The following is a 21,011-nucleotide window of genomic DNA, read 5'->3' as shown; positions in this document are numbered from 1 at the left end:
CCGTAAAAGGCCGGATCGACAGGCGTTTGTCCGCAGCTGCGGTGTTAGTTTGCTGAGCTGGCCCGAGCGATGAACCTGTGAGACACGAGAGACGGAAGCGGAGCGGACGTACCCATGGGACGAGCGGATGAGAGACGAGCGCGGCAGCGCGGTGGACACCGCGGCGCGCCGAAACGCTCGTCCAGGGCGGAGGGCAAGACCGGCAAGAGCGGTATACGCCGTTTCTTCACCTGGAAGAAGATCCTCGGCACGTTCTTCGGTGTCTGCCTGCTCGGCATGGCCGCCTTCGTAGGGCTCTATCTGATGATCGACGTTCCCAAGGGGAACGCGGCGGCGGTCCAGCAGAGCAACATCTACAAGTACGCCAACGGCGACACCCTCGCCCGCGACGGCGAGGTCAACCGAGAGCTGGTCGACCTGGACCAGGTCTCCAAGGGCGTGCGGATGACGTTCGTCGCCGCCGAGAACAAGTCCTTCTACAAGGACTCCGGCGTCGACCTGAGGGGCACGGCCCGCGGTCTGCTCAACACCCTGTCCGGCAAGGGCAAGCAGGGCGGTTCGACGATCACCCAGCAGTACGTCAAGAACTACTACCTCACGCAGGACCAGACCGTCACGCGCAAGCTGAAGGAACTGGTCATCTCGCTGAAGGTGGACCGCCAGCAGTCCAAGGACGCCATCCTCGCGGGCTACATCAACACCAGCTACTACGGCCGCAACGCCTGGGGCATCCAGGCCGCCGCGCAGGCGTACTACCGGGTCGACGCGGACAAGCTCAGCGTCGCCCAGAGCGCGTATCTCGCCGCCCTGCTCCAGGCCCCGAGCCAGTACGACTGGGCGGTGGCGAGCGACACCAGCAAGAAGCTCGTCAAGAACCGCTGGAACTACGTCCTCGACAACATGGTCGAGGAGGGCTGGCTGGACTCCGCCAAGCGCGACGGCATGACGTTCCCCGTGCCGGAGGACCCCCAGGGCGCACCCGGCCTCGAAGGCCAGGCCGGCTACCTGGTGGAGGCCGCCAACTCGACGCTGGAGAAGCAGCTAGTCGAGGACGGCACCGCCTCCGACATGGACGAGGCCGCGACGATGGTCAAGGCGGGCGGCTGGACCATCACGCTCAACATCGACAAGAAGAAGCAGGCCCAGCTGGAGAAGGCCGTCAAGGCCAAGCTGACCAGCAAGCTCGACGGGAAGAAGCGGGACGTCGACGCCGACATCCAGGCCGGCGCCGCCTCCGTCGACCCGAAGACGGGCCGGGTCCTCGCGATGTACGGCGGCGTGGACTACGTGAAGCACTTCACGAACAACGCGACGCGCCGCGACTACCAGCCCGCCTCCACCTTCAAGCCCGTCATCCTGGCCGCGGCCGTCGACAAGGACGCCACGACCCAGGACGACGACCCGATCACGGCGAACACGATCTACGACGGCACGAGCAAGCGTCCCGTCCTCGACGACGGTACGAAGGTCGGCTTCTCCCCGCCGAACGAGGACGACGTCGACTACGGCGACGTCGACGTCCAGACCGCGATGAACAAGTCCATCAACTCCGTCTTCGCGCAGATGGGCGTCGACGTCGGCATGGACCAGGTCATGAAGACCGCGGGCGAGCTGGGCATGGACGTCGAAGGCGTCAAGTCGGTGCCCGCCCAGACCCTCGGCACGATGGGCGCGAGCCCGCTGGAGATGGCCGGGGTCTACGCGACCCTCGACAACCACGGCAAGAAGGTCACCCCGGCCGTCATCAAGAAGGTCGAGCACAAGGACCGCGCGGTCAAGTTCCCTGACCCGATCGGCGATCAGGCCATCAGCCGTGAGGCCGCCGACACCGTCACCTCGGTGCTGACGGGTGTGGTCGACGACGGTACGGCCCGCACCTCCGTGCGGGACAACCCGTCGCGGGACGGGCAGCAGGTCGCGGGCAAGACCGGTACGTCCGACTTCAACAGGTCGGCCTGGTTCACCGGTTACACCCCCGACCTGGTCACCTCGGTCGGGATGTTCGGCGAGGACGCGAAGTCCCACGCGCAGGTGACGATGCAGGGTGCCACCGGCCTCCTGCCGGGCAAGGGCCGCGTCAACGGCGGTGGCTATCCCGCGCAGATCTGGGCGGCGTACACGTTCGACGCGATGGGTGACGTGACCAGATTCGACCTGGACACGAAGCAGGGGGCGGCGGTCAAGCCCACGCCGACGCCGACGGTCACCTCCACGCCGACGACGCCGTCCGCGGAACCCTCCACGAAGGATCCGACGACGAAGCCCCCGACGACCACGTCCGCGCCGGAGTCCACCCCGGAGGAGACTCCGTCGGAGGAGGACCCCACCCCGACGACGAGCGCCCCGTCGTCCTCCGGCGGCATCGAACTCCCCCCGGACCCGGACGACCCCCAGTCGGACGACTGACCCACGTCCCGTGACCTGCGGCCCCGGTGGGGGCGGGCCGCGCAGTTCCCCGCGCCCCTCCTAGGGGCGCGGGGAACTGCGCAGTCTTTTCGCCCTTAGGGGCGCGGGGAACTGCGCGGCCGGCCACAGCGGACCCGCAGCTCCCCACCGGCGCCAGCAGGCACGGCGCTCGGCCCGGAACGGGCTCACGCCTCCCTGACCGCCTGGGCGATCCGGTCGCCGACCGACTTGTCGACGTTCCGCCAGTACTGGAACGCCCGTTCAAGCACAGGCTGCGACACATCGGCCAACAGATGCCCACTGACGTTGGCCACGAGCCGCTCACGCTGAGCGTCATCGAGGACCTGCCGGACCATCGTCCCGGCCTGCCCGAAGTCGTCGTCCTCACGATGCCGACGCGTGGCCTCCCGCACCAGCTCACCCGCGGTCTGCCAGCTCGCCGGCTCACCGAACCGCCCGAAGTCAGCCGCAGGCCCCCCGTACGAGTTGGGCGCGTAAGGCCGCGCCGCGTTCGACGGCACGTACCGCATCGGCCCGTCCTTGGCGTACGAGTTCACCGCCGAGTGCGGCCGGTTGGGCGGCAGCTGCGCGTAGTTCGGACCGATCCGGTACCGGTGGGTGTCCGGGTACGAGAAGAGCCGGCCGAGCAGCATCTTGTCCGGCGAGGGCCCGATGCCCGGCACCAGGTTCGACGGCTCGAAGGCGGCCTGCTCGATGTGCACGAAGTAGTCCTCGGGGTTCTTGTCGAGGACCATCCGGCCGACGTCGATCAGCGGGTAGTCGCCGTGCGGCCACACCTTCGTCAGGTCGAAGGGGTTGAAGCGGTAGTCCGCCGCGTCCTCGAACGGCATGATCTGGACCTTGAGGGTCCAGCTCGGCGCGTTCCCGGCCGCGATCGACTCGTACAGGTCACGGCGGTGCTTGTCCGCGTCCGAACCGGCCAGCTCGTCGGCCTCTGCCTGGGGCAGGAACTCGATGCCCTGATCGGTCTTGAAGTGGTATTTCACCCAGAACCGCTCACCGCCGCCGTTGATCCACATATAGGTGTGGGACGAGTAGCCGTTCATGTGGCGGTACGTCTTCGGGATGCCCCGGTCGCCCATCAGCCAGGTCACCTGGTGCGCGGACTCGGGTGAGAGGGTCCAGAAGTCCCACTGCATGTCGTTGCTGCGCAGCCCGGTCACCGGGTGGCGCTTCTGCGAGCGGATGAAGTCCTGGAACTTGATCGTGTCACGGACGAAGAAGACCGGCGTGTTGTTGCCGACCATGTCGTAGTTGCCGTGCTCGGTGTAGAACTTCAGCGCGAAACCGCGCGGGTCGCGCCAGGTGTCGGGGGAGCCCTGCTCACCCGCGACGGTGGAGAAGCGCGCCAGCATGTCCGTGCGCTTCCCGGGCTGGAAGAGGTCGGCCCGAGTGAACTGGCTGACGTCATTGGTGACTTCGAAGAAGCCGTACGCGCCACTGCCCTTGGCGTGCACCACCCGCTCCGGAACCCGCTCCCGGTTGAACTGGGCCATTTTCTCGATGAGGTAGTGGTCCTGGAGCAGGATCGGGCCGTCGGGACCGACGGTGAGCGAGTGTTCGTCGCTCTCCACCGGAATTCCGACGTTGTTCGTGGTGTACGGAGCCTGGTCGGGTGCCTGCGTCACGAGCGTCCTCCCGTTCGAGAAGAGTCGAATGATCGCTTCGCTCACCCAGCAGTCAACTCCGCCGACGGGATGTCGGCAACATTTGGACGGGGTCTAATTCCGGTTGTATTCCGGCTCGCTTCCAGGGTCGCTTTCGGGATCGCCGAGTCACTGCCGAGGTGAGTCCCGCCTGGGTACCCCTCAGCTGTGGTTCAACTCGAACCAGACGACCTTTCCCGTACTGAGCCGGGTCGCGCCCCACCGCCTGGCCAGCTTGTTCACCAGGTAGAGCCCGCGTCCGCCCTCGTCCGTGGCGCGCGCCTGCCGCAGCCGGGGCAACTGCGGGACGTCGTCGCCGACCTCGCAGCGCAGCACGTCGGTACGCAGCAGCCGCAGCGTCACGGGCCGCGACGCGTACCGCACGGCGTTGGTGACGACCTCGCTGACGAGCAGCTCCACGGAGTCCGTGAGCTCCTCCAGGTCCCAGCGGGACAGCGCCTTGCGGGCCAGCCGGCGGGCCCGGCCGGGCGCCGCGTCCTCGGGGTCCAGGTGCCACAGCGCGACATCGCTCGGCGCGATCCCGTCGAAGCGGGCGGCGAGCAGCGCGATGTCGTCGTCCCGGTCACCCGGGCCGAGCATGTCGAGCACCTCGTCGCACAGGGCTTCCAGGGGCGGCGGATGGTCCGGTCCGGTCAGCGCCGCGGTGGCGGCGATCCGCTCGCGCAGCTGCTCTATCCCGGTCCACACGTCACGCAGCCGCGACTCCACGAGCCCGTCGGTGTACAGCAGCAGCGTGGCGCCCGCGGGCGCGTCCAGCTCGACCGCCTCGAAGTCCACACCGCCTACGCCGATGGGAGCACCCGGCGGTACGCGCAGCACCTCGGCCCGCCCGCCCAGATGCAGCAGTACGGGCGGGGGATGGCCCGCGTTGGCGATGGTGATGCGGTGCGCGACCGGGTCGTACACCGCGTACAGGCAGGTCGCCATCCGGTCGGTGCCCAGGCGCTGGGCCTGCTCGTCCAGGTGGTGCAGGACCTCCTGCGGCGGCAGGTCGAGCCCGGCGAGGGTCTGCGCGGTCGTGCGCAGCTGGCCCATGATCGCCGCGGAGGTCATGGAGTGGCCCATGACGTCACCCACGACGAGGGCGACCCGGCTGCCGGGCAGGGGGATCGCGTCGTACCAGTCGCCGCCGACCCGCGCGGTCTCGGCGGCCGGCAGATACCGGGACGCCAGCCGCACACCGGTCGGCCGGGGCAGCGTCTCGGGCAGCATCGTGCGCTGCAGCTCGTCGGCGATGTACGCCTCGCGGCCGTACAGCACCGCCTTGTCGATGCCGAGCGCGCTGTGCGTGGCGAGCTGCGCCGCGACCAGCAGGTCGTCGGTCTCGAAGGCGGGCCGGTCGGGGCGGCGCAGGAACAGCGCGGCCCCGATCACGCGCCGCCGGCCGCGCAGCGGCGCGAGGATCGCGCGCTGCCCGCCGGGCACGCTCAGGTCGTCGCCGATCAGCTCGGGCAGCGCGGCCCGGGCGGCGGGCGCGTCCGCGAAGACGGGCCGCACCCCGCGCAGCACCTCGTTCAGGGCGCCACCGGGCCGTACGGTGCACAGCTCGGCGGTGATGCCGACGTCCGGCTCGGGCTGCAGCGCGGGCAGCAGGAAGCCCTCGGTGTCCCGGTCCTCGGGGATCCGGTCCGTGCGCCGCAGCCGCAGCACGACGGGCCCGGTGGGCCGCTCGTCGCCCACCGGCAGCGGGTCGCGCAGATAGACCAGGATCGCGTCCGAGAAGGTCGGCACGGTGGCCCGGCACAGCCCCATGACGATCTCGTCGAGGTCGATGCCGCGGGCGATCCGCCGGGTGGCGGCGCCCACGAAGCGCAGCCGGTCGCCGTCCCGGCGCATGGGCATGGGTGTGCCGGGCGCCTGCGGGCTCTGTCCCGTACGACGGTCCTTGCCGCCCAGGTGGACGGCGGCCTCCGCGCCGGATCCGGCGCCCAGGGACTCGGGCCGCGGCCGGTGCGGATCGGGTTCGCCGGCCGGTTCGGTGGCCGACGGCTGGGAGTGCTCGGGCCCGGAACCGGCGGGCACGCCCGGGGCGGCGGCCTGCGCGTCCGCGGTCACGGGCGTACCGATCGGGCTCTGGCCGTCGGGAACGGGCATGCCGACGGTCCCCGGTGGACCGGGGGTGTCGTCAGGCCGTCCCTGTGCCGGTAAACCGGGTGAGCCCTGAGGGGGCGGCTCCGGGGTACGCAGAAGCGCCCCGCGAGGGTCCGCGGGGGCCGTGGGCCTGGCAGCGCTGGGCTGTCGGCGCTCATGGGAGGTGGGGTGCTCCGTCACGCGTGTCGAATCCATCCGTCCGGTGCTGCGCGCCGTGCGTGCAGTTCGTCCCGCAGAGAGCCCGATACCCGGAATGCGTGCCCCAGGAACGGAATCCCCGCGTGATCAGACAGCCTCTCAGAAGAATGACCTTCGGACACCGGCGGGAACGGTCTGATTCGCCGGCTCCGGGTCGTACCGCTGTGACCCTCGTACCCCACGCTCACGTCCTGCCGCCCCTCGGTGACGTTCGGTCAAGCCCAGCGCCTTGTGCGGGAGTTGCCGTGGCGCACCCGCCCGCCGCCCGACCATCACTCCTCAACGACGGTGTCGCACACCGACCCTGACTGTTCGTTCCGTGCGTTGCGGAGGACGATCCTACGGTTCTACCACGGGGGCGCATCAAGGGTCTCATGTGGACACGTGCGCGGGCGTGCGATCCCAGTCGTCGGGCAGGGCCGGTACGGACCAGGCGGGGTCGGGGCGCCAGTGCTGCCAGCCGTCCGAGAACGGCGGGCCCCAGCGCCGAATCACCTCGACCGCCGCGCGCCCGGCCTCCGCCACGCGCGCGGCCAGCCGTTCGTCCATCAGGCCGTCCCGCTGGGCCTGTGCGAACTCGTCCTCGTCACGCCAGCCCCAAGTGCGGTCCGGATGCACCGAGATGTCCAGGAAGTGGTCCTCGGAATCGACGCCGCCGGCCCATCTGGCCAGCGGTTCCTCCAGGTTGACGTACCAGTTCTTGAACTGCCAGCCCGGCTCCCAGAACAGCCACACCGACCAGGGCTCGCCGGGCCGCGCCAGTTTCAGGACGCCCGTGCCGAACCAGCGGTCGCGCTGCACGGTCCGCGGCTTGGTGTAGCGGGTCTCCAGCGGCTCCGCGTGCACGGACGTGCCGTCCGTGAGGACGGGCTTCACGCACTCCGTCCCCGGCGCCAGCCACACGGCGAGCAGGTCGCCGTCGTCCCGCACGACGGTCACGGGACGCGCGATGTGGATGCGGTCGCCGGCGTTCTCCCGGTACCGCCACAGGATCTGACTCCCGGGGTTCCAGTACGCCGCCGAACCGCCCGCTTCCACGTGTGTCACCGCTCCACCCTCTGCCATGAACAGATATTAGGTGCCCAGGGCATACGACGCTGCGGTAAGCGCCATGGTTCGCCTGCTCGCCGGACGACGTTACGGCCTTGTCATCCGCAGGACATCCAGGGCCTCGTCCAGCTGCTCCCGGGTGAGGTCGCCGCGCTCCACGTACCCCGAATCCAGGACGACCTCGCGGATGGTCCGCCGCTCGGCGAGCGCCTTCTTGGCGACCTTGGCGGCCTCCTCGTACCCGATGTACTTGTTCAGCGGGGTCACGACCGACGGCGACGACTCGGCGTACTCCCGGGCCCGCTCGCGGTTGGCCGTGATGCCGTCCACGGTCCGGTCGGCGAGCAGCCGGGAGACGTTGGCGAGCAGCCGCACGGACTCAAGGACGTTCTTCGCGATGACCGGCAGCATGACGTTCAGCTCGAAGTTGCCGGAGGCTCCGGCGACGCCGATCGTGGCGTCGTTCCCGGCCACCTGCGCGGCCACCATCAGCACGGCCTCGGGAATCACCGGATTCACCTTGCCGGGCATGATCGACGAGCCCGGCTGCAGATCGGGCAGATTGATCTCCGCGAGACCCGTCCGCGGTCCGGAGGCCATCCACCGCAGATCGTTCGCGATCTTCGTGAGCCCCACGGCGATGGTCCGCAACTGCCCGCTGGTCTCGACGATCCCGTCCCGCGCACCCTGCGCCTCGAAATGGTCCCGCGCCTCGGTGAGCGGCAGCCCGGTGGTGCGCGCGACCTCGGCGATCACCGCGCCGGAGAACCCGGGGGGCGTGTTGATCCCGGTCCCGACGGCCGTCCCCCCGAGCGGCAGCTCGGCGAGCCTCGGCAGGGACGCCTCCAGCCGCTCGATCCCGTACCGCACCTGCGCCGCGTACCCGCCGAACTCCTGGCCCAGCGTCACCGGAGTGGCGTCCATGAGATGGGTCCGCCCGGACTTCACCACATCGGCGAACTCCTCGGACTTGCGGCTCAGCGAGGCGGCGAGGTGGTCGAGCGCCGGGACGAGATCACGGGTGACGGCGGCGGTCGCGGCGATGTGGATCGAGGACGGGAAGACGTCGTTGCTGGACTGCGAGGCGTTCACATGGTCGTTCGGGTGTACGTCCCTGCCGAGCCGTTCCGTCGCCAGCGTGGCGAGAACCTCGTTCGTGTTCATGTTGGACGAGGTGCCCGAGCCCGTCTGGAAGACGTCCACGGGGAACTCCGCGTCCCACTTCCCGTCCGCGACCTCGGCCGCCGCCTCCTGGATGGCCTCCGCGACATCCTTGTCCAGCACCCCGAGGCCCGCGTTCACCTTGGCCGCGGCCGCCTTGATCCTGGCCAGGGCCTCGATGTGCGCGCGCTCCAGATGCTGCCCGGAGATGGGGAAGTTCTCGACGGCGCGCTGGGTCTGGGCCCGCCACTTCGCGTCCGCGGGGACGCGGACCTCGCCCATGGAGTCGTGTTCGATGCGGTAGTCGGTCATAGCAGGTATATCGCCCCCGCCGCCCCTGCCCATTCCCGTCACTGACTCGGGGGCGCTGCCCCCGAACCCCCGGTCCTCAAACGCCGGACGGGCTGGAAATCCAGCCCGTCCGGCGTTTGAGGACGAGCGCGCAGCGCGATCAGCGGGGGCGAGGGGGCTCAGCCCCCATGTGTGGACGGGAACGGGTAGGGGCGGCGGGGGCGAAGAAAAGCTACAGCCCGGGACCCCGTACCGGAATCGACGTGAACGTCGGAGCGGGCGCCGGGTCCTTGAAGAAGTCGTTGCCCTTGTCGTCGACGACTACGAACGCCGGGAAGTCCTCCACCTCGATCTTCCACACGGCCTCCATGCCGAGCTCCTCGTACTCGACGACCTCGACCTTCTTGATGCAGTCCTGCGCGAGCCGCGCGGCAGGCCCCCCGATGGACCCGAGGTAGAACCCGCCATGGGCGCCGCACGCGTCGGTGACCTGCTGCGACCGGTTCCCCTTGGCCAGCATCACCTTCGACCCGCCGGCCGCCTGGAACTGCTCCACGTAGGAGTCCATGCGCCCGGCCGTGGTCGGCCCGAACGACCCGGACGCGTACCCCTCGGGGGTCTTGGCGGGACCGGCGTAGTACACGGGGTGGTCCTTCAGGTACTGAGGCATCTCCTCACCCGCGTCGAGCCGCTCCTTGATCTTCGCGTGCGCGATGTCACGCGCCACGACGAGCGGCCCGGAGAGGGACAGCCGGGTCTTGACGGGGTACTTCGTCAGTTCGGCGAGGATGTCGTCCATCGGCCGGTTCAGGTCGATGCGCACGACGTCACCGGCCTCGTCCAGATGCTCGTCCGTCGTGTCGGGCAGGAACCGCGCCGGGTCGGTCTCCAACTGCTCCAGGAAGACGCCCTCCGCGGTGATCTTCGCGACGGCCTGGCGGTCGGCGGAGCAGGAGACGGCGATGGCGACCGGGCAGGACGCGCCGTGCCGGGGCAGGCGCACCACGCGCACGTCGTGGCAGAAGTACTTGCCGCCGAACTGCGCGCCGATGCCGATCTTCTGCGTCAGCTCGAAGACCTTCTCCTCCAGGTCCTTGTCCCGGAAGCCGTGGCCGAGCTCGGACCCCTCGTCCGGAATCTCGTCCAGGTAGTGCGCGGACGCGTACTTCGCGGTCTTCAGGGCGTACTCCGCGCTCGTGCCGCCGACGACGATCGCCAGGTGGTACGGCGGGCAGGCGGCCGTGCCGAGCGAGCGGATCTTCTCCTCCAGGAACTTCATCATGGAGGCCTCGTTCAGGACGGCCTTCGTCTCCTGGTAGAGGAACGACTTGTTGGCCGAGCCGCCGCCCTTGGCCATGAAGAGGAACTTGTAGGCGCCGCCGTCGGCCGCGTACAGCTCGATCTGGGCGGGGAGGTTCGAGCCGGTGTTCTTCTCGTCCCACATGGTCAGCGGGGCCATCTGCGAGTACCGCAGATTCAGGTTCAGGTACGCGTCGTAGATGCCGCGGGACAGGGCCGCCTCGTCGCCGCCCGTCGTGAGCACGTTCTGGCCGCGCTTGCCCATCACGATCGCCGTGCCGGTGTCCTGGCACATGGGCAGCACGCCGGCCGCCGCGATGTTCGCGTTCTTCAGGAGGTCCAGCGCGACGAACTTGTCGTTGGCCGACGCCTCGGGGTCGTCGATGATGCGCCGCAGCTGAGCGAGGTGCGCGGGCCGCAGATAGTGCTGGATGTCGTGGATCGCCTCGGCGGCGAGCGTGCGCAGCGCCTCGGGCTCCACCTTGAGGAACGTGCGCCCGTCGGCCTCGAAGGTGGACACACCCTCGGAGGTCACCAGCCGGTACGGGGTGGTGTCCTCTCCCTGGGGGAGCAGATCGGTGTACGCGAACTCAGGCATCTCGCCAAATCCTTCATCGACAGACAGCGGCCGGCCTCCGTTGGCGGCGCCACCAGCGTAGAACCTGCCTCGGACACCGAGCGTGTGAGGTAAGGCTCAGTAGGTCGTCCACACCCGCTGTCCACACCCTCTAGTCGCGATCTATCGCGTTTGGGTACGCTGCTGCCGTGGACCTTCAGAAGCACACCGAGCCCGACCTTCGGAAGCACACCGACCTCCGCGCGTCCGACGCCGACCGCGACCGGATCGCGGACATGCTGCGCGACGCCCACGCCGAGGGGCGCCTCACCGCGGAGGAGCACGCGGAGCGGGTCGAGGAGGTCTTCCGCGCGAAGACCGTGGGCGACCTGGAACCGCTGGTGCGGGACCTGCCCGCGGCCCACCGCCCCCGCGCGTCGGCCGCGTTCGCGGCGGCCCCCAACCGGCCCGCTCCGGGCGCGATCCCGCCGGTCGCCGACGAGAACGTGGTGGCGGTGTTCAGCGCGGCCGTGCGCAGAGGCCGCTGGCGCGTGGGCCGCCGCACGCACGCGTACGCGATATTCGGCAGCGTGGAGATAGACCTCAGCGAGGCGATCTTCGAGCACCAGCAGGTCGTGATCAGGGCGATATCGGTGTTCGGCAGCGTCGAGGTCCGCGTCCCGGAGAACGTGTCGCTGCGCGGCAGCGGTGGCGGGGTCCTCGGCAGCTTCGAGGTGGACACGCTGGACTCCGGCGAACAGGACGCCCCCGTGGTGTACGTGGACGGGCTGGCCGTCCTCGGGAGCATCGAGGCGAAGCCCAAGCGCGGCAAGCTGATCGAGGACATCCTCGACCGGGTCACCGACAAGGTGAACGCCAAGTTGCGCAAACATCTGGGGCATTGACGGTCGCGAATCCACGACGACCGGAGGAGCACGGTCCGGGACGAAGCCCCGTGCCCGGTCCGGCACTTGCCGGGATCTTCGGCGCTTGCGAACTGAGTGCATAGGCGCGCGTACAGCGGGTAGGCCTTGCTGCATCGTCTCTCGCTCGCGAAGCCGTCGTCAGGAGTAGACCGTGCTGCATCCGCCGCATCAGTCCCTGCAGGTCGCTGCCGTTCCGCCCCAGCCGGTGCCGGTGCGCGAGAGGGATCAGGACGCCCCCTGGCACACGGAGGCCGTGTGCCGCCGCGACGAGGCCGGGCTGTTCTTCGCACCTTCGAAGGAACCCACCGCGGCCCGGTTGTCCCGCGAGGAGGCGGCGAAGAGGGTCTGCGCGCGCTGTCCGGTGATGATCGAGTGCCGGGAACACGCACTGCTGCAACCCGAGCCGTACGGGGTCTGGGGCGGCCTCACCGCCGCCGAGCGCCGAGTGGTCCTGGCCCGCCGCCGCCGCCGGGACCTGGACCTCCAGAAATCAACCCGAACCCCGGGCCCGATAGCCGCAGCAGGCTAACCCGACAACCCACCCCGCGCCTCAAGGGGCGCGGGGAACGGCACGCCCAGCCACGACGGACCCGCAGGCATCCACCGGCCCAACAAGGGGCGCGGGGAACGGCGCGACCAGCCACGACGCACCCGCAGTCGTCCACGGACCGCACCCCCACCCCCTACCCCCCACCCCAAAACCAGCGGAGCTACTTCGCCCGGTCGAAGTCGATCGCGCTGTATGCCCGCAACTTCGCAAGCCGATGCTCGGAGCTGATCTGCCGAACCGTCCCCGACTTGGACCGCATCACGATCGAGTCGGTGGTAGCGGTCTCGGGTCGATACCGAACCCCCCGCAACAACTCCCCGTCAGTGATCCCGGTGGCCACGAAGAACACGTTCTCCCCGGACACCAGGTCATCCGTGAGCAGTACCCGGTCCAGGTCATGCCCCGCATCAACCGCCCGCGCCCGCTCCTCGTCGTCCTTGGGCCACAGCTTCCCCTGGATGGTGCCGCCGAGGCACTTCACCGCACAGGCGGAGATGATCCCCTCGGGCGTACCTCCGATGCCGAGCAGCAGATCGATCCCCGTGCCCTCGCGCAGCGCCAGGATCGAGCCCGCCACATCCCCGTCGGAGATGAGCTTGATGCGCGCCCCGGTCTCCCGGATCTCCTTGATGATGCCGTCGTGCCGCGGCCGGTCGAGGATGACGACGGTGACGTCCTCGGGCGTGACGCGCTTGGCCTTGGCGACCCGGCGGATGTTCACGGACACCGGCGCGTTGATGTCGACGAAGTCGGCGGCCTCGGGCCCGGTGACCAGCTTGTCCATGTAGAAGACCGCGGACGGGTCGAACATCGTGCCGCGGTCGGCGGCGGCCAGTACGGCGATCGCGTTGGTCATGCCCGCCGCGGCGAGGGTCGTCCCGTCGATCGGGTCGACGGCGATGTCGCACGCGGGACCTGTCCCGTCGCCGACGTTCTCCCCGTTGAAGAGCATCGGGGCCTCGTCCTTCTCGCCCTCCCCGATGACGACGACGCCGTTCATCGAGACGGTGGAGACGAGGGTCCGCATGGCCCGCACGGCCGCGCCGTCGGCGCCGTTCTTGTCGCCGCGGCCGACCCAGCGGCCAGCGGCCATCGCGGCGGCCTCGGTGACGCGGACGAGTTCAAGGGCGAGGTTGCGGTCGGGGGCCTCGGAGGGGACCTCTAGTTCGGACGGCAAGTGATGCTCGGTCATCGGAGCGCACCTTTCTGATACGGCGACGGCCGGATGAGGGTTTTCGCCGACTCTATCCTCAGTCCGACAAAATGAGCAGGGGGCCCCACGGATGAGCGGGGCAGTGCACCTGCGACGATGGGGGAGTGGCAGGCAGAAAAGGCAAGCAGTCGGTCCGGGACATGGTGCTGTCCCTGGGCCTGATCGGTATCGTCGCGGGCTTCATCTACGTCTTCATCCCCAAGGACGACTCGGAGCCCCCTCTCGAACGGGTCGACTACCGCGTGGAGCTCCTCACGGCACGCCGTGCGGCCACCTATCCGGTGGCGGCGCCCGAGGGCCTGCCCACGGAGTGGAAGGCGACCTCGGTGCGGTTCCGTGGAGCCGACTTCGACGCGTGGCACCTCGGCTTCCACGACCCCGACGGGGAGTACGTGGCGATCGAGCAGTCCACTCAGAAGCCCGTCACGTTCATCGGTGACACCACGCAGGGCGCCGAGGAGACGAACGTCACCCAGCGCATCGGCGAGAAGTCCTGGAAGCGGTACAAGGGCGAGAAGTACGACGCCCTGGTGCTCCGGGAGAAGAACTCCACGACCGTGGTCACCGGCACGGCGTCGTTCGCGAAGCTGACGAAGATGGCGGAGTCGCTCAGGACGTCGTGAGCGCGCACGCACATGCGAGAGGCCCCCAGCGATGCTGGGGGCCTCTCGCATGTCCGGAGCCCCGGTCCCGGGATCCCGTCCGGCTCTTCGGCTTTTCGGCTCTTCGGCTCAGACCGTCGTGATGACCTGGTCGGCCTCAAGGCGCGGGGAGCGCGGGAACCAGGCGTTCTCGGCGGGCCGGCCGATGTTGACCACCATCAGCGGGGTGTGGTCGCCGTCGAGGAACTCCTTCTGGACTCCCGCGAAGTCGAAGCCCGTCATCGGACCGGCGGCCAGGCCGGCGGCACGGACGCCGATGATGAAGTACGCGGCCTGCAGCGCGGCGTTGAGTGCGGCGGCACCCTCGCGGGCCGGGCGCTCGGCGAAGAAGAGGTCCTTGGCCTGCGGGAAGTGCGGGAGAAGGGCCGGCAGCTCCTCGTGGAACTCGTTGTCCGCGGAGAGGATCGCGACGAGCGGGGCGGCGGCCGTCTTCGGCTGGTTGCCCTCGGCCATGTGCTGCACCAGGCGCTCGCGGGCCTCGGCGGAGCGGACCAGGGTGATGCGCAGCGGCGACTGGTTGAAGGCGGTCGGGCCGTACTTGACCAGGTCGTAGATCGCCTGCACCTGCTCGTCGGTCACCGGCTCGTCGGTGAAGGCGTTGGCGGTGCGGGCCTCGCGGAACAGCAGGTCCTGGGCGGCGGGGTCAAGAACGAGAGACATGAAGCAAAACCTTCTCGGAGCGTGCGTCGGATCCGGGGGATCGGCTGACGTGTACGACGCTACGTCGAGTAGGTTTAAGTTTCAACCAAAAGTGGACCAGAGTGATCCGCTTCACATATACATGGCCAGACCAATTATCTGACGCAAGGGAAAGGCGACGCCCTCGCGCCGCCCCTGCCCGCTCGGACGTCCCCTCGGATGCTTACCCGCCGTCAGCCGCTGCCCGCAGCCGACGCCCCCTTCTCCGCCTCTACCTCTTCCTCCGCCAGCGCCGCGTCGAGGCGGGCGCGGGCGCCGTCCAGCCATCGCCGGCACACCTTGGCCAGCTCCTCGCCGCGCTCCCACAGGGCGAGCGACTCCTCAAGCGTCGTACCGCCCGTCTCCAGGCGGCGCACGACCTCGATGAGTTCGTCGCGCGCCTGCTCGTACCCGAGCGCCTCGTCCGTCGTGCCGGCCGTGCCGGTCCTGCTGGTCATGCGTCCACCCTAGGGTCTGCCTCAGACATCGACTCGTACCGTGAACTCGCCCTCGGCGACCCGCGCCCGCAGGCTCTCGTCCGCCGTCACCTCGTCCGAGGACCGGACGGCGTGGCCGTCGGACTTCTGCAGGACCGCATACCCCCGCTTCAGGGTCGCGGCGGGGGAGAGGGCCACCACGCGCGCGTGCGTGTGGGTCAGCTCCGAGTCCGCGCGGTCCAGGAGATGGCCGAGCGTGCGGCGGCCGCGGTCCAGGAGCGCGACGACGTGGTCGGCGCGCTCGTCCACCATCCGGTGCGGATCCTCTATCGAGGGGCGGGCCAGCGCGTGCGCCAGCCCCCGCTCCTCGCGCTCGATGAAGGACCCGACGCAGCGGCGCGCACGGTCCCGCAGGAACTGGACCCGCTCGTACTCCTCCCCGACGTCCGGTACGACCTTCTTCGCGGCGTCGGTCGGGGTGGAGGCGCGCAGGTCGGCCACGTGGTCCAGGAGCGGGTTGTCGGGCTCGTGACCGATGGCCGACACGACCGGAGTACGACAGGCCGCGACCGCCCGTACGAGCTGCTCGTCCGAGAACGGGAGCAGGTCCTCCACGCTGCCGCCGCCGCGCGCCACGATGATCACGTCGACGTCGTCGAGGGCGTCCAGGTCCTTCACCGCCTGGACGACCTGCGGGACCGCGTGGACGCCCTGTACGGCGACGTTGCGGACCTCGAAGCGGACGGCCGGCCAGCGGTGGCGCGCGTTCTCCAGGACGTCCCGCTCGGCGGCGGAGGCGCGACCGGTGACCAGCCCGACGAGCTGGGGCAGGAACGGGAGCTGCTTCTTGCGCTCGGCGGCGAACAGCCCTTCGGCGGCCAGGGACTTCTTCAACTGCTCCAGGCGGGCGAGCAGTTCGCCGACGCCGACCGGTTTGATCTCGACGGCTCTCAGCGACAGCTGTCCGCGCGGCGCGTACCACTCGGGCTTCGCGTGGACGACGACGCGGGCGCCCTCGCTCACCACGTCGGCGATGGCGTCGAACACCTGCCGGTAGCAGGTCACGCCCACGGAGATGTCGTGCGACGGGTCGCGCAGCGTCAGGAAGACGACGCCTGCGCCGGGGCGGCGGGACAGCTGGGTGATCTGCCCCTCGACCCAGACCGCGCCCAGCCGGTCGATCCATCCCCCGATGAGGCGTGACACCTCGCCGACGGGGAGGGGGGCGTCGGCGGACGTATTGAGAGCCATACGCCGAGCGTAGCGGCCCCCTCCGACACACCCCGAGCTCCCGCCCGGGTGCACCCCGGCGGCGGCGCACCCCAAAGACGAAAAGCCTGCGCAGTTCCCCGCGCCCCTGGGTGGGACGGGGCGCAGCCCCTCCCCAAGGGGCGCGGGGAACGGCGCGGCCAACCCCCACCGTCCCGCAGACGAACGCGGTTTTTCGGGGGCGCGGGGAACGGCGCGGCCAACCCCCACCGTCCCGCAGACGAACGCGGTTTTTCAGGGGCGCGGGGAACGGCGCAATCCTTCAGGCCCGCCCCCACCGGCCCGCAGGTGAACGCGGGGCATGGGGCGCAGCCCCGGGGGGAGGACGCGCACGCTCAGCCGGACGTGGGCGTCCACCCGCGTTGGGCGACCAGCACCCCGACCCCCACCAACAACCACACGGCCCCCACCACCTGCGCCGCCCCCGAAGCCTCAAAGATCACCAGCACAGTGATCCCGGCCCCCACCACAGGCACCACCACATGCCGCCACCACACGACCACCCCACCAACCCCCCGCCGCCGCACGGCGAACCACCCCACCACGCTCGCGTGCAGCAGCGTGAACGCCGTCAGCGCGCCCACGTCGACGACCGACACCAGATGGTCCATCCCGTCGGAACGCCGCGCCGCCCACACCGCGGCCACCAGCGTGATGACGGCCGCGCAGAGCAGCGCGACCCGCGGCACCCCGGAGTCCGTCCGCGACAGGGCCCGCGGCAGCCGCCGCTCGCGGGACATCGCGAACAGCAGCCGCCCGGCCGCCGCCTGCCCGGCCAGTGCGGCGAACGCCGCCCCGATCGCCTTGCTGACGGCCACCAGATCGTGCAGCCACGTGCCGACGGAGGCGTCCACGGCGTCGTAGAAGGCCGATCCCTGCTTCACCGGATCGTCGGCGAGCTGCGCCGACGACGTCGGCTCCAGGAGGGCGACCAGGTACGTCTGCGCGATGAACAGCACGCCGGCGAGCGCGAGACAGAACAGCACGGCCCGAGCCACCTTCTCCGAGCTGCCGGTGACCTCCTCCGCGAAGGAGGCGATCGCGTCGAACCCGAGGTACGACAGCACCGCGATCGACACCGCTCCGAGGACCGCGGACAGCGCGAACGCCCCCTGCGAGCCGTCTCCGGAGAGGGGCGACAGCCATCCGCGCTGCGCCCCGTCGCGCGCGAGGACGACGATCGCGGACACGAAGAAGACAAGGAGGACCACGATCTCCATGGCGAGCACCAGGAAACCGACGCGCGCGGCGACCCGTACGCCCCACAGGTTCAGCAGGGTCGTCGCGGCGACGGCGAGCGCCGTCCACACCCAGCGGGAGACGTCCGGGACCAGGGAGTTCATCGCGATTCCGGAGAAGAGGTACGCCACGGCCGGGATGAGGAGGTAGTCCAGCATCGCCATCCACCCGGCGATGAACCCGGCCTCTTTTCCGAGCCCCACGCGCGCGTAGGCGAACACCGAACCCGCCTGGGGGACGACCCGCACCATCTGTGCGTAGCTGAACGCGGTGAACGCCATCGCGACCGTGGCGACCAGGTAGACCAGGGCGACCGCCCCGTGGGACCTGGCGTCGAGGGTCCCGTAGACACCGACCGGCGCCATGGGGGCGATGAAGAGCAGCCCGTACACGACCAGGTCGCGGAAGCCGAGGCTGCGCCGCAGGCCCTGTTCGCCGTCGGCCGTGCGGGCCGCTGGATCCGTACCGGACATCCATGCCTCCGAGAGTCGTACCGCCTGCGTCCCTCCCAGCTCCCCGGCCCCCGACCAGTCTCGCCGCGGACGTGATCTCCGACCTGTCGGGCGCGGCCTTACGATGGGACGCATGACTGCTTCGACTGGCCGCCGTGTCCTGCTCGCCGCCCCCCGTGGCTACTGCGCGGGTGTCGACCGTGCCGTGATCGCCGTCGAGAAAGCCCTGGAGCAGTACGGGGCCCCGATCTATGTCCGTCACGAGATCGTCCACAACAAGTACGTCGTGCAGACCCTGGAGAAGAAGGGCGCGATCTTCGTCGAGCGGACGGCGGAGGTCCCCGAGGGGTCCATCGTGATGTTCTCGGCGCACGGCGTCGCCCCGGTCGTCCACGACGAGGCCGCGGCCGGGAAGCTCGCCACCATCGACGCGACGTGCCCGCTGGTCACCAAGGTCCACAAGGAAGCCGTCCGGTTCGCGGACGACGACTACGACATCCTCCTCATCGGCCACGAGGGCCACGAGGAGGTCATCGGCACCTCCGGAGAGGCGCCCGACCACATCACGCTGGTCGACGGCCCCGGTGACGTGGCGAAGGTCGAGGTCCGCGACCCCTCCCGGGTCGTCTGGCTCTCCCAGACCACGCTGTCGGTCGACGAGACCATGGAGACGGTCGACGCCCTCAAGGAGAAGTTCCCGCAGCTCATCTCCCCGCCGAGCGACGACATCTGCTACGCCACGCAGAACCGCCAGCTCGCGGTGAAGCAGATGGGCGAGCAGGCCGACCTCGTCATCGTGGTCGGTTCGCGCAACTCGTCCAACTCCGTACGGCTCGTGGAGGTCGCCAAGCTCGCGGGCGCCAAGGAGGCGTACCTCGTGGACTTCGCCGACGAGATCGACGACAGCTGGTTCGAGGGTGTCTCCACGGTCGGTGTCACCTCCGGGGCCTCGGTGCCGGAGATCCTCGTCGAGCAGGTCCTGGAGTACCTCACCACCCACGGTTACGAGGACGTCGAACTCGTCAAGGCGGCCGAGGAGTCCATCACGTTCTCGCTGCCCAAGGAGTTGCGCCGCGACCTGCGCGCGGAGGCGGCGGCCCTGGTGGCGCAGCGCACCGGAACCACCCCCTCGGCCGAGTGACTGTCCGTCCCACGACGTAACGTAGAGCCATGCAGATCTTCGGCGTGGACATCGGTGGTTCAGGGATCAAGGGCGCTCCCGTGGACCTGGACAAGGGCGACCTGGCGGAGGAGCGCTACAAGGTGCTCACGCCGCATCCGGCGACACCCGACGCGGTGGCGGACGGTGTGAAGGAGGTCGTCGGCCACTTCGGCTGGACGGGCCCGGTCGGTATCACCTTCCCCGGCGTGGTCACCGGCGGTTCCACCATCCGCACGGCGGCCAACGTGGACAAGGACTGGATCGACACGGACGCGCGCGCCCTGCTCGGCGAGCGGCTGGGCGGGCTGCCGGTGACCGTCCTGAACGACGCGGACGCGGCGGGCGTCGCCGAGATGCAGTTCGGCGCGGGCAAGGGCCGCAAGGGCACGGTCTTCCTGCTCACCTTCGGTACGGGGATCGGCAGCGCCCTCTTCGTGGACGGCACGCTCGTCCCGAACACGGAGCTTGGCCACCTCGAACTGAACGGCCACGACGCCGAGAAGCACGCCTCCACGAAGGCCAAGGAGGACCACGACCTCTCCTGGGAGCACTGGGCGCACCGCGTCCAGAAGTACCTCGCCCACGTGGAGATGCTCTTCTCGCCCGAGCTGTTCATCATCGGCGGCGGAGTCAGCCGCAAGGCGCAGAAGTTCCTGCCGCTGATCGAGGGCGTCAAGGCGGAGATCGTACCGGCGCAACTGCAGAACAACGCGGGAATCGTAGGCGCGGCAATGCAAGCGGCCCAAACAGCCTGACCCCCCGCCCCGGCCCCGTAAGGGGCGCGAGGAACTGCGCGGCCCGCCCCCACGGTCCCGCAGCCGAGCGCGGTTTTTCAGGGGCGCGAGGAACTGCGCGACCAGCCCCCACGGTCCCGCAGCCGAACGACGTCTTCAGGGGCGCGGGGAACTGCGCGGCCCGCCCCCGAGGGCCCGCAGTCGGGACGCCGACGGCCGGCTGGGCAGCCAGTCACCGGCCCGCAGTCAGGACGCCGACGGCCGGCCGGGCAGCCAGTCACCGGCCCGCAGACGGGGCGCCGACGGCCGGCCGGGCGGTCTGATCGCCCCGCCGGGCGCTCAAACAGCCCGCCGCCGCTGCGCGGCCTTACGCGTCATCATCCGAGCCTTGCGCACGGTCACGATGACCCCGGCCAGCAGAGTCCCCCCGTACAACCACCCCGCGTGCATCGCGAGGGCGGTGACGAGGCCCATCAGCCGCCCGCCGAAGCCGCCCTCGCTGTCGGCGATGGGCAGGAGGCCGACGGCGAAGGCGATCGGCACGGCGACGACCGCCGTGACGAGGTCGGCGCGCCGCACCCACACCGCGGTCAGCACACAGACCGGCAGGAACAGCACTCCGTAGACGACGATCGACGCCCCGAACAGCAGCTGGATCAGACAGGCCAGCGCGAACATCGAGGCGGTGCAGAACAGCCCGCTGCCGAGCCCGGTGAGCCGGGGGTTGGGAAAGCGGCGTACCGCCTGCACCAGCGGCGAGACGGACGTCGCGGTACGCGGGACACCGGCCCCGGCCTGCCGGGCCGTACGGGCACCGCCCCGCCCGGCCTGCGGGGGAAGGGGCGAGCCGCCTCGCGACGGCTGTGACTGGGGAGGACGTGTCCTGTGTTGCTCCACTGGTCCAACTTAGGTCGGGTTATGTGCGGAATGACCCCCTAGACACGCGCTT

Annotated in this window: 17 protein-coding genes; 6 read left to right on the top strand and 11 right to left on the bottom strand. The window is 70.1% G+C overall.

Going from position 1 to position 21,011, the window contains the following annotated elements:
- The first annotated feature begins 114 nt into the window (after positions 1–114).
- Positions 115–2,406 carry a transglycosylase domain-containing protein gene (locus tag C6Y14_RS31395; protein WP_107020253.1) on the top strand — a complete coding sequence of 764 codons (2,292 nt, stop codon included), beginning with the start codon at positions 115–117 and terminating at the stop codon, positions 2,404–2,406.
- A gap of 185 nt (positions 2,407–2,591) precedes the next feature.
- On the opposite strand, the gene C6Y14_RS31390 is transcribed toward C6Y14_RS31395, so the two are convergent.
- The 5 genes from C6Y14_RS31390 to C6Y14_RS31370 form a co-directional block, all read right to left on the bottom strand.
- Positions 2,592–4,055: a catalase gene (locus C6Y14_RS31390; RefSeq protein WP_107020252.1), complete on the bottom strand. Its 1,464-nt coding sequence runs from the start codon at positions 4,053–4,055 to the stop codon at positions 2,592–2,594.
- A 180-nt stretch (positions 4,056–4,235) separates the two neighbouring features.
- The gene (locus C6Y14_RS31385; protein WP_199854931.1) at positions 4,236–6,380 is read right to left on the bottom strand and encodes an ATP-binding SpoIIE family protein phosphatase; all 2,145 of its coding nucleotides are present in this window, start codon (positions 6,378–6,380) and stop codon (positions 4,236–4,238) included.
- A 375-nt stretch (positions 6,381–6,755) separates the two neighbouring features.
- A complete protein-coding gene (gene fomD, locus C6Y14_RS31380; RefSeq protein ID WP_199854930.1) occupies positions 6,756–7,448 on the bottom strand; it encodes a cytidylyl-2-hydroxypropylphosphonate hydrolase in 693 nt (230 codons plus the stop codon).
- Positions 7,449–7,520: 72 nt separating this feature from the next.
- On the bottom strand, positions 7,521–8,906 hold the full coding sequence (locus C6Y14_RS31375; protein WP_107020249.1) for a class II fumarate hydratase: 1,386 nt from the start codon (positions 8,904–8,906) through the stop codon (positions 7,521–7,523).
- Between the two features lie 211 nt (positions 8,907–9,117).
- A complete protein-coding gene (locus C6Y14_RS31370) occupies positions 9,118–10,782 on the bottom strand; it encodes a fumarate hydratase (RefSeq protein WP_107020248.1) in 1,665 nt (554 codons plus the stop codon).
- A 167-nt stretch (positions 10,783–10,949) separates the two neighbouring features.
- Here C6Y14_RS31370 and C6Y14_RS31365 point away from each other — a divergent pair, with 167 nt between their 5' ends.
- Both C6Y14_RS31365 and C6Y14_RS31360 read left to right on the top strand, forming a co-directional pair.
- Positions 10,950–11,645: a DUF1707 SHOCT-like domain-containing protein gene (locus tag C6Y14_RS31365; protein WP_107020247.1), complete on the top strand. Its 696-nt coding sequence runs from the start codon at positions 10,950–10,952 to the stop codon at positions 11,643–11,645.
- 172 nt (positions 11,646–11,817) lie between these two features.
- A complete protein-coding gene (locus C6Y14_RS31360; protein WP_107020246.1) occupies positions 11,818–12,195 on the top strand; it encodes a WhiB family transcriptional regulator in 378 nt (125 codons plus the stop codon).
- Positions 12,196–12,376: 181 nt separating this feature from the next.
- On the opposite strand, the gene glpX is transcribed toward C6Y14_RS31360, so the two are convergent.
- Positions 12,377–13,408, bottom strand: coding sequence for a class II fructose-bisphosphatase (gene glpX / locus C6Y14_RS31355; RefSeq protein ID WP_107020245.1), 1,032 nt, complete (start codon positions 13,406–13,408; stop codon positions 12,377–12,379).
- Positions 13,409–13,533: 125 nt separating this feature from the next.
- Here glpX and C6Y14_RS31350 point away from each other — a divergent pair, with 125 nt between their 5' ends.
- The gene (locus C6Y14_RS31350; protein ID WP_107020244.1) at positions 13,534–14,052 is read left to right on the top strand and encodes a DUF4245 domain-containing protein; all 519 of its coding nucleotides are present in this window, start codon (positions 13,534–13,536) and stop codon (positions 14,050–14,052) included.
- Positions 14,053–14,160: 108 nt separating this feature from the next.
- Here the strand turns inward: C6Y14_RS31350 and C6Y14_RS31345 are convergent, their stop codons facing one another.
- The 4 genes from C6Y14_RS31345 to C6Y14_RS31330 all read right to left on the bottom strand — a co-directional run bounded on the left by C6Y14_RS31345 (position 14,161) and on the right by C6Y14_RS31330 (position 18,187).
- On the bottom strand, positions 14,161–14,751 hold the full coding sequence (locus tag C6Y14_RS31345) for a malonic semialdehyde reductase (RefSeq protein WP_107020243.1): 591 nt from the start codon (positions 14,749–14,751) through the stop codon (positions 14,161–14,163).
- Between the two features lie 212 nt (positions 14,752–14,963).
- Positions 14,964–15,227: an exodeoxyribonuclease VII small subunit gene (locus C6Y14_RS31340; protein WP_107020242.1), complete on the bottom strand. Its 264-nt coding sequence runs from the start codon at positions 15,225–15,227 to the stop codon at positions 14,964–14,966.
- A 21-nt stretch (positions 15,228–15,248) separates the two neighbouring features.
- A complete protein-coding gene (xseA, locus tag C6Y14_RS31335) occupies positions 15,249–16,457 on the bottom strand; it encodes an exodeoxyribonuclease VII large subunit (RefSeq protein WP_107020241.1) in 1,209 nt (402 codons plus the stop codon).
- A gap of 353 nt (positions 16,458–16,810) precedes the next feature.
- On the bottom strand, positions 16,811–18,187 hold the full coding sequence (locus C6Y14_RS31330; RefSeq protein WP_107020240.1) for an APC family permease: 1,377 nt from the start codon (positions 18,185–18,187) through the stop codon (positions 16,811–16,813).
- Positions 18,188–18,290: 103 nt separating this feature from the next.
- On the opposite strand from C6Y14_RS31330, the gene C6Y14_RS31325 reads away from it, so the two are divergent.
- Positions 18,291–19,307, top strand: a complete 1,017-nt coding sequence (locus tag C6Y14_RS31325) for a 4-hydroxy-3-methylbut-2-enyl diphosphate reductase (RefSeq protein WP_107020239.1) — start codon at positions 18,291–18,293, stop codon at positions 19,305–19,307.
- 29 nt (positions 19,308–19,336) lie between these two features.
- The gene (gene ppgK / locus C6Y14_RS31320) at positions 19,337–20,083 is read left to right on the top strand and encodes a polyphosphate--glucose phosphotransferase (protein ID WP_107020238.1); all 747 of its coding nucleotides are present in this window, start codon (positions 19,337–19,339) and stop codon (positions 20,081–20,083) included.
- Positions 20,084–20,401: 318 nt separating this feature from the next.
- Here ppgK and C6Y14_RS31315 read toward each other — a convergent pair whose 3' ends face one another.
- Positions 20,402–20,959, bottom strand: a complete 558-nt coding sequence (locus C6Y14_RS31315; RefSeq protein WP_107020237.1) for a DUF6542 domain-containing protein — start codon at positions 20,957–20,959, stop codon at positions 20,402–20,404.
- Positions 20,960–21,011 lie beyond the last annotated feature (52 nt).

The sequence above is a fragment of the Streptomyces dioscori genome, from assembly GCF_003024195.1.
Classification (GTDB): domain Bacteria; phylum Actinomycetota; class Actinomycetes; order Streptomycetales; family Streptomycetaceae; genus Streptomyces; species Streptomyces dioscori.
The sequence above is the reverse complement of the archived record's forward strand: the minus strand, read 5'-3'. Positions and strand labels throughout refer to the sequence as shown.

Bases quoted from the DNA above. Each gene is read 5' to 3' on its own strand.
- C6Y14_RS31325 (WP_107020239.1), top strand. From the start codon at position 18,291: ATGGGACGCATGACTGCTTCGACTGGCCGCCGTGTCCTGCTCGCCGCC.
- C6Y14_RS31340 (WP_107020242.1), bottom strand. From the start codon at position 15,227: ATGACCAGCAGGACCGGCACGGCCGGCACGACGGACGAGGCGCTCGGG.
- ppgK (WP_107020238.1), top strand. From the start codon at position 19,337: ATGCAGATCTTCGGCGTGGACATCGGTGGTTCAGGGATCAAGGGCGCT.
- C6Y14_RS31345 (WP_107020243.1), bottom strand. From the start codon at position 14,751: ATGTCTCTCGTTCTTGACCCCGCCGCCCAGGACCTGCTGTTCCGCGAG.
- C6Y14_RS31395 (WP_107020253.1), top strand. From the start codon at position 115: ATGGGACGAGCGGATGAGAGACGAGCGCGGCAGCGCGGTGGACACCGC.
- C6Y14_RS31375 (WP_107020249.1), bottom strand. From the start codon at position 8,906: ATGACCGACTACCGCATCGAACACGACTCCATGGGCGAGGTCCGCGTC.
- xseA (WP_107020241.1), bottom strand. From the start codon at position 16,457: ATGGCTCTCAATACGTCCGCCGACGCCCCCCTCCCCGTCGGCGAGGTG.
- C6Y14_RS31370 (WP_107020248.1), bottom strand. From the start codon at position 10,782: ATGCCTGAGTTCGCGTACACCGATCTGCTCCCCCAGGGAGAGGACACC.
- fomD (WP_199854930.1), bottom strand. From the start codon at position 7,448: ATGGCAGAGGGTGGAGCGGTGACACACGTGGAAGCGGGCGGTTCGGCG.
- C6Y14_RS31385 (WP_199854931.1), bottom strand. From the start codon at position 6,380: ATGGATTCGACACGCGTGACGGAGCACCCCACCTCCCATGAGCGCCGA.
- C6Y14_RS31330 (WP_107020240.1), bottom strand. From the start codon at position 18,187: ATGTCCGGTACGGATCCAGCGGCCCGCACGGCCGACGGCGAACAGGGC.
- glpX (WP_107020245.1), bottom strand. From the start codon at position 13,408: ATGACCGAGCATCACTTGCCGTCCGAACTAGAGGTCCCCTCCGAGGCC.